This is a genomic window from Curtobacterium sp. AC272, assembly GCF_979258155.1.
Genome location: NZ_OZ409838.1, coordinates 857,906 through 869,989 on the forward strand (window position 1 = coordinate 857,906; position 12,084 = coordinate 869,989).

Sequence of the window (12,084 nt, forward strand, 5' to 3'; positions counted from 1 at the left end):
CGTCACGCCGACCGCGCGACCCGTACTGCACGGAGGAACGATGCCCCCAGCCCGCGGACTCCACGCCCACGTGCTCGACACCCTCGGGCAGCGCATCGTCGACGGTGCGCTCGACCCCGGCACGGTGGTCCGCCCCGAGCTCGTGGCGGACGAGTTCGGCGTGTCCCGGTCGGTCGTGCGCGAGGCGCTCCGCGTCCTGCAGTCGCTCGGACTGGTCGAACCCCGGCAGCGCGTCGGGACGCAGGTGCTCGGCATCGGGTCGTGGGAACTGCTCGCCCCGACGGTCATCCGCTGGCGTGGCGCCTCGCCCGCCTACTTCGTGCAGCAGCGGGAACTCCTCGAACTGCGGCTCGGCGTCGAACCCGTCGCGGCGTCGCTCACCGCCGGCGGCTCCGGGGCGTCCGCCGTCCTCGACGCCGCGCAGGACATGCTCGCCGCCTGCGCGCGCGAGGACAGCCGCGCGTACCTCGAGGCCGACGTCCGCTTCCACCGCGCCCTGCTCACCGGCTCCGGCAACGCCGTCTTCGCGCACTTCGCCGGCACCGTCGAGGCCCTGCTGCGCACCCGCACGTCGGAGTCGCGCGACACCATCACGCGCTGGACGCGCGAGGCGGCACTCCGCCACGAGGCCGTCGGGCACGCGCTCGTCGCAGGTGACGGGGCCGCCGCGGCGACTGCGACGACGGCGCTCGTCGGCGTCACGCGCGACGAGTTCATCGCCGAGGCCCCGCGCGGCTGACCGGGTGTGCGGGGTGCGGGGGCGGGCGAGGGCCGGCACGCCGGGCGCTGACCGCCGAGGTTCCGCAACACGCCGTGCGCTGGTCGTCGAGGTTCCACAACGCGCGCGACCGCACGCCGAGATGCGCAGATCTCGGAACCTCGGCGCGGCCCACCGCGACCGAACGACGACGGACGACGGACCGACTACTTGCGCGCGAAGAGGCGGGGACCGCGCAACCGCAGGCGCATCGTCACCGTGCCGAGCCACCGGTCGTACTTGTAGCCGACCTTGCCCATCCGGCCGACCTCCTCGAAGCCGAGCCGCTCGTGCAGGCGGATCGAGGCCTCGGCCTGTCGGTCGGCGATCACGGCGACGACCTCGCGGACCCCGGCGGACCGGCACTCGTCGAGCAGGGCCTCCATGAGCGCACGGCCCAGCCCCTTGCCACCCGAGGCCGCTCCGAGGTAGATCGAGTCCTCGACCACCCGGTTCGAGCGGTCGCGCGGGTTCCAGGCGTCCACGAGCGCGTAGCCGAGGATCTGCCCGGCGGGGTTCTCGGCCACCAGGAAGGGCAGCTTGCGCTTCCGGATGTCGTCGTAGCGCTGCTTCCACCGGGCGAAGGTGAACGCTGACGGGTCGAAGGTCACCGACGAGTTGCGGACGTAGTGCGTGTGGATCTCACGGACGTCGGGCAGGTCACTCGCCTCGGCGGCACGGATCCGGTACTCGAACGCGGTCTCGCTCACCGGCCGGGCACGCAGGTGTCGCGGCAGGACCCGCCGTCGCTGGTATTCCTCCTCGAGCACGTGCCGAGCCTACTGAGCGGGCAGCGACCAGTCGACCGGTGCCGCGCCCTGTTCCTGCAGCAGCGCGTTGACCTGCGAGAACGGCCGGCTGCCGAAGAAGCCCCGCGACGCGCTCAACGGGCTCGGGTGCGCCGACGCCACCACCGGGGTGTCGCCGAGCAGCGGCCGGACGGACGCGGCCTGCGCGCCCCAGAGCACGGCGACGAGCGAGGGTCCCCGGGCGACGAGTGCGCGGACGGCCTGGTCGGTGACGGCTTCCCAGCCCTTGCCGCGGTGACTGCCGGCGTCGCCCGCACGGACCGTGAGCACACGGTTGAGCAGCAGCACGCCCTGGTCCGACCACGCGCGCAGGTCACCGTGCGCCGGCGGGGTCACGCCGACGTCGGCGGTGAGCTCCTTGTAGATGTTCGCCAGGCTGCGCGGCACCGGACGAACTGCCGGGTCGACGGCGAACGACAGCCCGATCGGGTTGCCCGGCGTCGGGTAGGGGTCCTGCCCCACCACGAGCACCTTCACGGCGTCGAACGGCGTGGTGAAGGCCCGGAGCACGTCGGCGCCGGCCGGCAGGTAGTTGCGGCCAGCCGCTGTCTCGTCACGGAGCCAGGCACCCATGCGGTGCACGTCGGCCTCCACCGGAGCGAGCGCCGACGCCCAGCCCGGGTCGACCAGGTCGGCGAGCGGTCGTGGTTCCACGACGGCTACGCGCCCATCGTGGCGACGGCCACCGACTCCTCGCCGGCCATGACCCGCCAGACGCTGCCGGTGCCCCGGACCTCGAGCGCGCCCTCGCCGACGACGAGGGCGGTGTCCTCGTCGATCGCCAGGCCGGCGGTGACGAACTCCGCCTCGGCGCTCGCGATCAGGCGGGCGAGGGTGCCGGCCTGCACCGCGTGGACGTCGATGGTCAGGTCGACCAGGCCGAGCCCTTCGCGGAGCTCGACCTCGTCGAGGCCCTCGGACGCCGCTTCGGGGCAGATCTCGACGCCGCCGATGCGCCAGCCGCCCACGAGCGCGCGGTCGGCGGCGATCATCGCGCCGGCCGAGTAGCCCAGGTAGGGCAGGCCGTCGGCGACGAGCAACCGGAGCTGGTCGACGAGCGGGGCGATCGCGCCCAGGTAGTCGGGGGTGACACCGCCACCGACGACGAGCGCGTCGACGTCGCTCAGGACGGTCGTGTCGAACACCTCGCCGGCCGCGACCTCGGTGACGACGACCTCGGCCGCGCGGGCACCGCCGAGCACCTCGGCGATGTCGGCCGTCGACGACGGACTGCCGCCGTCCGGGCCGGCGACGGAGAGCAGAGCGATGCGCGGGACCGTCCGGCCGACGGCGGCCGAGCGTGCGGTGGCCTCGGCGAGGAAGGGCGCTGCGGCGTCCGAGGCAGCGAAGAGTCCACCGCCGACGAGGTGGATGCTCACGACTCGGCCGTCACCGGTGCGAGGGCGCTCCACGGGAACGTGATCCAGCCGTCGACCCGGCGCCACACGTGGTCGGGCTCGAGGACGGTGCCGGGCTTCGAGTAGAGGCAGGCGCTGCGGACGTCGGCACCGGCGTTCCGGATGATGTCGACCACCAGACGGAGGGTCCGACCGGAGTCCGACACGTCGTCGACGACGAGCACGCGCTTGCCGGCCAGGCTCGGGGCGTCGAGCGCGGGTGCGAGCACGACGGGCTCGTCCAGGCGCTGCTCGACGTCGGTGTAGAACTCGACGTTGATCGAGCCGCACTCCTTGGTGCCGAGCGCGTAGGCCACGGCACCGGCGATGATCAGCCCGCCGCGGGCGACGGCGACGACGACCTCGGGCTCGAAGCCGGAGGACAGCACGTCCTTCGCGAGCAGGCGTGCGGCGTCACCGAACTCCAGCCATCCGAGCACCTCGGGCCCGCTCGTCACGGTCACGGTCGACTGAGCCGGGGCCGTGGGCTCGGGTTCGCTGCTGATCGGCATCCGTCCACGGTACCGGCAGGGACCCCGCGCCCGCGACCTGTGGCCACCGCCCGGGCGCTGCGCAGGCGATCAGCGCGGCGTGAGCGTCCCGCGCGCGAGCTTGTGCTGCGCCGACTGGGCGACCGGCCGGATCGTGACGAGGTCGAGGTTCACGTGCGGCGGCAGCTCCACCGCGTGCACGATCGCCTCGGCGACGTCGTCGGCCACGAGCGGGTCCGGCACGTCGTCGTAGACCGCAGCGGCCTTCTGCTCGTCGCCGCGGAAGCGGGTGAGTGCGAACTCGTCGGTCTTCACCAGGCCGGGGGCGATCTCGACGACGCGGATCGGCTCGCCGTTCAGCTCGAGCCGGAGCGCGCCGACCAGGGCGTGCTCGGCGAACTTCGCGGCGTTGTAGCCGCCGCCGTTCTCGTACGCCACGAACCCGGCCGTGCTCGTCACCGTGACGATGTCCGCTCCCCCGGTGTCGCGCGCACGGCCTCGCAGGTGCGGCAGCAGCGCGGCGACGACGCGCTTCGTGCCGATCACGTTCACCTCGAACATGGCCCGCCAGTCGTCGACGTCGGACTCCTCGACGCTGGCCGAGCCGAACGCGCCGCCGGCGTTGTTCACGAGGACGTCGGCGCCGCCGAGCTCGGCGACGCGGGCGGCGAGCGCCTCGACGTCGGCAGCACTCGTGATGTCCGCCACCAGGACCTCGGCCCCGGTCTCCGCGGCGAGCGCCTCGAGCTTGGACGCCCGGCGTGCGACGGCGAGCACGTCCCAGCCTCGCGATCGGAACAGCCGGACGGTGGCCGCCCCGATGCCCGAGCTCGCTCCGGTGACGACTGCGCGCCGTGCTGCCATGTGATCTGCCTCCTGCGTCGGTGTCGGGGCGACTGCTCGCCCCGGTGTCGGGGCAACCGATCGCCCCGCAGCAACCGTACCGACCCTCCCAGGTCACGATCCGGTAACGTGACCGACGATGACGACGGATGCCGCCCCTCCCGCTCCCTCGGCCCCGGCGACGCAGCTCGAACCCGGCCGGGCACCGCGCCGTATCCCGATGTGGGACACCGCGCGGTTCGTCGCGGTGACCCTCGTGGTGATCGGCCACGCGATCCAGCGCCAGACGACGGCGAGCGAGCACGCCCTGGCGCTCTACACGTTCATCTACGCGTTCCACATGCCCGCGTTCGGTGTGATCAGCGGCTACTTCTCGTCGGCCGACACCCCGACGGCGAAACGCATGCGCCGGACGATCACCGACATCGTCGTGCCGTACATCATCATGCAGACGATCTGGACGGTGGTGCAGGGCATCGTCGAGGGCGGCAAGGACTTCAACCCGACGCAGCCGACCTGGACCCTGTGGTTCCTGCTGGCCCTCGGCATCTTCAAACTGATCCTGCCGTACCTGGCGCAGCTGCGGTGGCCGTTGTTCTGGGCCGTCGTGTTCAGCATCGGCGTCGGCTACTTCGACAACGTCGACTCCACGCTGTCCCTCTCGCGCGCGATCAGCCTGCTCCCGTTCTTCCTGCTCGGGTGGCAGGTCAAGCAGTGGGGGCTCTTCGACCGCTGGTACGAGGCCTCGCGTCGCACCGTGGTGCGGGTGCGCGTCGCCGCCGGCGTGGTGTTCGCCGCGTGGGCCGTGTCCTGCGCGGTGTGGATCCCGCAGTTCAAGGAGTTCGACCTGCACCACTGGTTCTTCTACGACGACTCGTACTCGGGTCTCGGCGAGGACGCCTGGTGGGCGGGTGCCGTGCGCTTCGGCCTGATGCTGCTCGCGACGCTGCTGACCGCCTCGTTCCTGGTGCTCATCCCCCGCCGGAACATCTGGCTCACGCAGTTCGGTGCGGCGACGATGTACGTCTACCTGCTGCACACCTTCGTGCTCTACCCGATCCGCGAGTCCGGCGTGCTCGCCGGCCCGCACTCCGCGTGGCCGTTCGTGCTCCTGATGGTCGCGATCGCCTGCGCGGTCAGCCTCTTCCTGGCGCAGCCCTTCGTGCGGCGCGGGATGCGCTGGCTGCTCGAACCGAACGTCGGCTGGCTGTTCCGTCGCGACGCGGCGTAGCGGTGCCACCTCGCACCGTCCGACGGTGACAGCACGGTGCGGACGGACGGACGGGAGGCCCGTGGCGCGTCGGGCGCGCGCGTTACGTCCGAAGGCGGGTGCGGTGGTGCGGGCCCGGCCACCTGCGTACCGTGACACCCGACGCAAAGCAGCATCCCCACCGGGCACGGCCGACCAGCCGCTGGCGCGTCTGTTCGGGACCGGCCGGCGTGGCCCCCTCGAGCTCACCCGAACCCATCACCCAGCCGCACCGGACAGGAGCACCAAGATGACCGAGAACGACGCCGCGCAGTGGCGGTTCGAGACCACGCAGGTCCACGCCGGCGCACAGCCGGACCCGACCACGGGCGCCCGCGCCACCCCGATCTACAAGACGACCTCGTACGTCTTCGCGAACTCGGACGAGGCCCGCGACCTGTTCGCCCTCGCCAAGCCGGGCAACATCTACTCCCGCATCATGAACCCGACGAACGACGTCGTGGAGCAGCGCATCGCGGCACTCGAGGGCGGCAGCGGCGCGCTCCTCGTGGCGTCCGGCCAGGCGGCGGAGACGTACGCCGTGCTGAACATCGCGGGTGCGGGCGACCACATCGTGTCGTCGTCGTCGATCTACGGCGGCACGTACAACCTGTTCAAGTACACGCTGGCGAAGCTCGGCATCGAGACCACGTTCGTCGAGGACCAGGACGACCTCGAGGAGTGGCGCCGCGCCGTCCGCCCGAACACGAAGCTCTTCTTCGCCGAGACCATCGGCAACCCGCGGATCAACGTCCTCGACATCACCGGCGTCAGCGACGTCGCGCACGAGTCCGGCGTCCCGCTGATCGTCGACAACACGATCGCGACGCCGTACCTCATCCGTCCGTTCGAGCACGGGGCCGACATCGTCGTGCACTCGGCGACGAAGTTCCTCGGCGGCCACGGCACCGTCATCGGCGGCATCATCGTCGACGGCGGGAAGTTCGCCTGGTCCAGCACCCGGACAAGTTCCCGGAGTTCAACACGCCCGACCCGTCGTACCACGGCGCGGTCTTCGCCGAGGCCGTCGGCAACGAGCTCGCCTACATCGTGAAGGCCCGCGTGCAGCTGCTCCGCGACCTCGGCGCGTCGAACTCGGCGGACACCGCGTTCGCACTGCTGCAGGGCATCGAGACCCTGTCGCTCCGCATCGAGCGCCACGTGTCGAACGCGCAGGAGATCGCCGAGTGGCTCGACCAGCACCCGGACGTCGCGACCGTCGCCTACGCCGGCCTGCCGACGTCGCCCTGGTACGCCGCGGCGAACCGGTACGCGCCGAAGGGCGTCGGCGCCGTGCTGTCGTTCGAGCTCAAGGGCGGGGTGCCCGCGGGCAAGGCGTTCGTCGACAACCTGCAGCTGTTCTCGCACCTGGCGAACATCGGCGACGTGCGCTCGCTCGTGATCCACCCGGCGTCGACCACGCACTCGCAGCTCACGCCCGAGCAGCAGCTCACCACCGGGGTCACGCCGGGCCTGGTGCGCCTGTCCGTCGGCATCGAGAACATCGAGGACCTGAAGGCCGACCTCGAGGCCGGGCTCGCCGCGGCCCGTGCGGTCTCGCAGGAGGGGCAGCGCGCCTAGCGTTCTTCCCGCCCGGGCACCGACTCGGAACGACAAGGTCGACGTCGCACGACGTCGACCTTGTCGTCTCCCCGCCCGTGCAACAGTTGTCGACGCGGCCGTGCGACTTCCTCGATGTCGTACGACGTCGACGTTGTCGCACCCGCCCGCGCACCCACCCGCAGACGCCCGGACCAGGACGACGCGAGCGCGGCCCGGGACCCGGCCACGGGGCGGACGTGACGTAACACGGCGGCGGCGACCCGCGCCTCCCGGCAGACTGGACGCACCATGGACTGGCAGACGACCCCCGAGGACTCCGTGCCGTCCACCCTGGTGCCCGGTGCCGAACTCGGCACCATCGGCAAGCCGCCGGTCACCGGCGCCTGGCGCCCCGGCGACCACCCGGGTGCGCGCCACTTCGCATCCCTCGGCGAGCAGTGGGTGCGCGGCGGGCGGCTGCCGGCCGTGCGGGTGGCGTACGAGTCGTGGGGCACGCTCAACGCGGCGCGCGACAACGCCGTCCTGCTGTTCCACGCGCTGACCGGGGACTCGCACGTCGCGGGCGCACCCGGTCCGGGGCACCGCACCGCCGGCTGGTGGGGCGACGTCGTCGGACCCGGCCTCGCGATCGACACCGACCACTGGTTCGTGATCGCGCCCAACATGCTCGGCGGCTGCCAGGGCACCACCGGGCCGTCGTCGGTGGCACCCACCGGGGTCGAGTGGGGCTCGCGGTTCCCGTTCGTCACCGTGCGCGACCAGGTCGAGGTGCAGCGCCAGCTCGCGGACCGGCTCGGCATCGACGTGTTCGCGGCCGTCGTCGGCGGGTCGATGGGCGGGATGCACGCGCTCGAGTTCGCGGTGTCGCACCCCGCACGCGTCCAGCGGCTGGCGGTGCTGGCCTCGACGGCGCAGACGACGGCGGACCAGATCGCGGCGAACTCCCTGCAGCGCTCGGCGATCCAGATGGACCCGGCGTTCGCGGGTGGCGACTACTACGAGGCCGACGCCGGCGAGGGTCCGCACCGCGGGCTGGCGCTCGCGCGGCGGATGGCGTTGATGACCTACCGGGCGTCGGACGAGCTGAACGGCCGGTTCGCCCGGTCGTGGCAGAGCGATGTGTCCCCGCTCGGCGACGACGGGCGGTTCTCGGTGGAGAGCTACCTCGACTTCCACGGCAACAAGTTCACGAGGCGCTTCGACGCGTCGTCGTACATCACGCTCACGCACGCGATGGACTCCCACGACGTCGGTGCCGGGCGGGGCGGTGTCGCGGCCGCGCTCGAACTCGTGACGGCTCGCACGCTCGTCGTGGGGATCTCGAGCGACCGGCTGTTCCCGATCGAGGACCAGCACCGGATCGCCGCGGGGGTGCCGGCCACGCTCGACGGTGACACGGCCGCGGTGATCGAGAGTGAGTTCGGGCACGACGGGTTCCTCATCGAGCACGAGCAGGTCGGCGCGCACCTGCGGCGGTTGCTCGACGGCTGAGCGCGACACGGCGCGCACCGGGGCAGCGGCATGCGCGGCACGCGCGGCACGGCGCGCCGAACACCCCCCAACGGGTGTCGCCCGTGGTTGGATGGCTGCGAGCCCGACTGAACGAGGCTCGGTTTCCCGCACCACCCGTCACACCAGCTCGTCACCAACCAGGACATCGATGGAATTCATCGCACAGGAACGCGACCGCTTGCTGCGGGCGACGACCCGTGTCGTGGGCATCGTCTGCGCGCTCATCAGCGTCGTCGGCGTGGTCTCCGCCGCCGCGGTCTCCGCCCTGCCACTCGTGGGCGCCCTGCTGTGCATCGCCGCGATGGTCGCCGCGTTCGTGTTCTTCGGGCGCAGTGGCACCGTGTGGTGGACCGCCGCGATCCTCGTCACGGGGCTCGCCTCGCTCGCGCTGCTGTTCTCCGGCGTGGACGAATCGGTCCGCCCGCTCGTCGCCAGCGCCGTCATGCCGCTCGCGGGCGGCTCGCTCTCCGCCCCGCTGATGGCGCAGCGCGGCCAGCCGTTCGGCCTCGGACTCACGATCGGCACCGGCGCGATCGTCGTCGTCGTGATGGTGTGGGCCACCGGCGGGTTCCTGTCGACGCCCGTCAGCGGCGCCCTGCTCGGCTGGGTGCTCATCGCGGTCGTGGCCGTTTGGATCTCGCGCAGCATCCCCCGCGTCGCCCGACGGATCTACAGCATCGGCACCGCGCACCGCGCCGAACGCCAGGCCAGCGAGACCGAGGCACAGCGGCGGCAGGGGGCGCGGCTGCTGCACGACACGGTCCTCGCGACGCTCACGCTCCTCGCCCACTCCGGCGTCGGGGTCTCCGAGCAGGCCATGCGCGAGCAAGCTGCCGAGGACGCCAGACTCCTCCGCCACCTGCGACTCGGCGCGACCCCGCAGCCGTCGCAGTCCGGCGACTACTCGCTCACCCGCGAAGAGGAGTCGCCGCTCGGCCAGACCCTCGAGTCGGTGAAGCAGCGCTTCGGGCGGATGGGCCTCGAGGTCAGCTGGCACGGCACCGGTCAGGTGCTGCTGCCGTCGCACGTGCTCGACGCCTTCCTGCTCGCGCTGGGCGAGTGCCTCGAGAACGTCCGCCGGCACGCCGGAGTCGGCGAGGCGCACGTCACGATCGTGCACGACAACGACATGGTGCGCGCCATGGTCACGGACTCCGGCGTCGGGTTCGACCTGACCACCGTCAGCGCCGAACGACTCGGCTTCAAGGAGAGCGTCGTGAGCCGGCTGCGCGAGGTCGGCGGCGACGCCAAGCTCTTCTCCGCGCCGGGCTCCGGCACCACCGTCGTCCTGGAGGCACCGCGATGACCCGGGTCCCCGAGGACACCATCAGCCGCGGCCTGCCCGGCGAGTCCACCGGTCAGCAGCCGCCCCGCACCCGTCGCGAGGCGCGCGAGCGCTACCGCACCAGCGAGCGTCGGCAGGCCCGCGGGCTCCCCTCGACCTCGACCGGCGCACGGTCGCTCCGCCAGGCCGCCAAGCCCGGCGCCTCACTCGGAGCCGGGTACCTCGGCCTCGGCGCCGCGGTGCTCACCGCCATCGAGGCCGTCTCCGGCATCGTGTACTTCCTGGTCCGCTGGTCCGACTTCTCCGACCCGTGGCTGCCCGCAGCCGCCTGGATGCTCTACATCGTCGCCGCGGTCGGTGTCGGCCTGAGCGTGCTGACCTACGGCGAGCGGCTGACCGGGCTGGCCTTCGTGCTGATCTGCGTCGTGCTCGCGTGTGTCGTGACCCTCGACTTCATCGGGATCTGGCCCGAGCACGACATCGCCCACACGGCGTCGGCGTCGATCGCCGCGGGCTTCGCGCTCCTGCCGATCGCGACGCTCCGACCCGCGCGAGAGGTCGCCGCGGCCATCGCGGTCCTCGGCCTGGCGTTCATCGGGATGAGCGTCGCCTCGACCCCGATCACGAACGACACGCTGCCGGGCATCGTGTCCCTGCTCGCCCTGGTCGTCGTGCCGCCGTCGATCGCCCTGTACGTCGTGCAGCGGTTCCGGCAGCTCGTGCAGCGGGAACTCGACCGGGTGCTCGTGCAGAGCAACGTGCAGGCGCCGCAGTTCGCGGTCGGCATGCTCGCCTCGGACGAGCTCGCCCGACTCGACCTGGCCGCCGAGAAGCTGCTCGACGCCGTCGCGAACGGCACCGATCCCCTGCCGCTGTCGGACGCCTCGAGCTCCGTCGCGGCCTCGCTCGCGACCGAGCTCCGCCTGCACCTCATCGAGGGACGGCGCGAGACCTGGCTGTACCACGCGATCACGGAGTCCGACCACCTCGGCCGTTCGGTGAGCGTCGCCGATCCGAGCGCCCTCGCCGGACACCTCACCCCGGCGCAGCGCGACGGACTGCTGCAGGCCCTGTGGCAGATGGTCGGCGACGGCCGCACCGCCACCCCCGGTCTGCCGGTCGTCTCGGTCACGCTCGGCCCGGTCGGGTCCGACGGCCACCCCGTCACCGACGAGCGGATGGACGTGCCGGTCGTGATCGAGTCCCGCGGCGTCCAGCGCCGACGCCTCGGCCCCACCGCCTGGAGCGCCCTGCAGCGCATCGGTCCGTACACCGAGACCGTCCGCGACGGCGCGCTCCACATCGTCGCCCACTGCGTCGTGGACCGACATCCGTCGATGTAGCTGCCGGACACCCGGACAGCCTGCCCGTGCCACGTGCCCCTCCCTCCTAGGATCGGGCACGAACTGCCCCCGAGAAAGGACGCCCGCATGGCGACTCCAGAGGAACCCATCCGACTCGCACTCGTCGACGACCACAGGATGCTCCTCGGCGCGCTCACGGAGTGGATCCGGAGCGCCGCCGACGACATCACCCTGGTGGCCGCCGTCACGACCTGGCCCGAGCTCCTGACGAGCCCGGCGTTCCCGGTGGACGTGGTGCTGCTCGACCTGGACCTCAAGGACTCCATCCCGGTGTCGCTGAAGATCTCGACGCTCAAGACCGCCGGTGTGAAGACCGTCGTGATGAGCACCTACTCGGAGCCGAACGTCGTGCGCGAGGCCCTGGCGGCCGGTGCCCTCGGCTACCTGGTGAAGAGCGAGGACGCCGACATGATCGTCGAGGCGATCCGCTCCGCCCAGCGCGGCGAGCAGTACGTCTCCGCCGAGCTCGACCTGGCCATCAACAGCGGCGACGTCGGTGGCGTCCCGAAGCTCAGCGCCCAGGAGCGCCGCGTCATGGCGCTGTACGGCGGTGGCGAGCCCGTGAAGAGCGTCGCGTACCAGCTCGGCATCTCCGAGGAGACCGCGAAGAGCTACCTCAAGCGGATCCGCGAGAAGTACCGCGTCGCGGGCTTCGACGTGGGCACGAAGGTGGCGCTCCGGAAGCGGGCGATCACCGACGGCATCATCGTGCAGGACGGTGGCCCGCTGGGCCTGTAGCGCGCGGCGCGTCCGCGCACTCGCTTCGTGAGCAGAAATGGTCGGGTCCCATCACGGGACCCGACCATTTCTGCTC

11 protein-coding genes and 1 pseudogene are annotated in these 12,084 nt (G+C 72.1%); 7 read left to right on the forward strand and 5 right to left on the reverse strand.

All coding sequences use genetic code 11. The annotated features are described in order from the left end of the window. Positions 1–40: 40 nt before the first annotated feature. The gene (locus ACZZ0J_RS04265) at positions 41–739 is read left to right on the forward strand and encodes a FadR/GntR family transcriptional regulator (RefSeq protein WP_463435043.1); all 699 of its coding nucleotides are present in this window, start codon (positions 41–43) and stop codon (positions 737–739) included. A gap of 185 nt (positions 740–924) precedes the next feature. Here the strand turns inward: ACZZ0J_RS04265 and ACZZ0J_RS04270 are convergent, their stop codons facing one another. The 5 genes from ACZZ0J_RS04270 to ACZZ0J_RS04290 all read right to left on the reverse strand — a co-directional run bounded on the left by ACZZ0J_RS04270 (position 925) and on the right by ACZZ0J_RS04290 (position 4,318). After that, the gene (locus ACZZ0J_RS04270) at positions 925–1,527 is read right to left on the reverse strand and encodes an N-acetyltransferase family protein (protein ID WP_463435045.1); all 603 of its coding nucleotides are present in this window, start codon (positions 1,525–1,527) and stop codon (positions 925–927) included. Between the two features lie 9 nt (positions 1,528–1,536). Continuing rightward, positions 1,537–2,220, reverse strand: a complete 684-nt coding sequence (locus ACZZ0J_RS04275; protein ID WP_463435047.1) for a uracil-DNA glycosylase — start codon at positions 2,218–2,220, stop codon at positions 1,537–1,539. Between the two features lie 5 nt (positions 2,221–2,225). Next, positions 2,226–2,945, reverse strand: coding sequence for a Type 1 glutamine amidotransferase-like domain-containing protein (locus ACZZ0J_RS04280; protein ID WP_463435049.1), 720 nt, complete (start codon positions 2,943–2,945; stop codon positions 2,226–2,228). Beyond that, the gene (locus tag ACZZ0J_RS04285; RefSeq protein ID WP_173168683.1) at positions 2,942–3,475 is read right to left on the reverse strand and encodes a phosphoribosyltransferase; all 534 of its coding nucleotides are present in this window, start codon (positions 3,473–3,475) and stop codon (positions 2,942–2,944) included. Before ACZZ0J_RS04285 ends, ACZZ0J_RS04280 begins: the two co-directional genes overlap by 4 nt. A gap of 69 nt (positions 3,476–3,544) precedes the next feature. Then, the gene (locus ACZZ0J_RS04290; protein WP_463435052.1) at positions 3,545–4,318 is read right to left on the reverse strand and encodes an SDR family oxidoreductase; all 774 of its coding nucleotides are present in this window, start codon (positions 4,316–4,318) and stop codon (positions 3,545–3,547) included. A 118-nt stretch (positions 4,319–4,436) separates the two neighbouring features. Here ACZZ0J_RS04290 and ACZZ0J_RS04295 point away from each other — a divergent pair, with 118 nt between their 5' ends. The 6 genes and pseudogenes from ACZZ0J_RS04295 (at position 4,437) to ACZZ0J_RS04320 (ending at position 12,008) form a co-directional block, all read left to right on the forward strand. Beyond that, a complete protein-coding gene (locus ACZZ0J_RS04295) occupies positions 4,437–5,528 on the forward strand; it encodes an acyltransferase family protein (protein WP_123339796.1) in 1,092 nt (363 codons plus the stop codon). A gap of 268 nt (positions 5,529–5,796) precedes the next feature. Further along, positions 5,797–7,127, forward strand: a pseudogene (locus tag ACZZ0J_RS04300) (bifunctional o-acetylhomoserine/o-acetylserine sulfhydrylase). A 270-nt stretch (positions 7,128–7,397) separates the two neighbouring features. Beyond that, the gene (gene metX / locus ACZZ0J_RS04305; protein WP_194647914.1) at positions 7,398–8,600 is read left to right on the forward strand and encodes a homoserine O-acetyltransferase MetX; all 1,203 of its coding nucleotides are present in this window, start codon (positions 7,398–7,400) and stop codon (positions 8,598–8,600) included. Positions 8,601–8,769: 169 nt separating this feature from the next. Next, a complete protein-coding gene (locus ACZZ0J_RS04310; RefSeq protein WP_123339798.1) occupies positions 8,770–9,927 on the forward strand; it encodes a sensor histidine kinase in 1,158 nt (385 codons plus the stop codon). Then, positions 9,924–11,249, forward strand: a complete 1,326-nt coding sequence (locus ACZZ0J_RS04315) for a hypothetical protein (RefSeq protein WP_194647916.1) — start codon at positions 9,924–9,926, stop codon at positions 11,247–11,249. The genes ACZZ0J_RS04310 and ACZZ0J_RS04315 overlap by 4 nt, the downstream gene beginning before the upstream one ends. A gap of 87 nt (positions 11,250–11,336) precedes the next feature. Continuing rightward, positions 11,337–12,008, forward strand: coding sequence for a response regulator transcription factor (locus ACZZ0J_RS04320; protein ID WP_111086410.1), 672 nt, complete (start codon positions 11,337–11,339; stop codon positions 12,006–12,008). The last annotated feature ends 76 nt before the right edge of the window (positions 12,009–12,084 follow it).

Coding starts and splice junctions, on each gene's coding strand:
- ACZZ0J_RS04295 (WP_123339796.1), top strand. CDS start 4,437: ATGACGACGGATGCCGCCCCTCCCGCTCCCTCGGCCCCGGCGACGCAG.
- ACZZ0J_RS04285 (WP_173168683.1), bottom strand. CDS start 3,475: ATGCCGATCAGCAGCGAACCCGAGCCCACGGCCCCGGCTCAGTCGACC.
- ACZZ0J_RS04310 (WP_123339798.1), top strand. CDS start 8,770: ATGGAATTCATCGCACAGGAACGCGACCGCTTGCTGCGGGCGACGACC.
- ACZZ0J_RS04265 (WP_463435043.1), top strand. CDS start 41: ATGCCCCCAGCCCGCGGACTCCACGCCCACGTGCTCGACACCCTCGGG.
- ACZZ0J_RS04320 (WP_111086410.1), top strand. CDS start 11,337: ATGGCGACTCCAGAGGAACCCATCCGACTCGCACTCGTCGACGACCAC.
- ACZZ0J_RS04315 (WP_194647916.1), top strand. CDS start 9,924: ATGACCCGGGTCCCCGAGGACACCATCAGCCGCGGCCTGCCCGGCGAG.
- metX (WP_194647914.1), top strand. CDS start 7,398: ATGGACTGGCAGACGACCCCCGAGGACTCCGTGCCGTCCACCCTGGTG.
- ACZZ0J_RS04290 (WP_463435052.1), bottom strand. CDS start 4,318: ATGGCAGCACGGCGCGCAGTCGTCACCGGAGCGAGCTCGGGCATCGGG.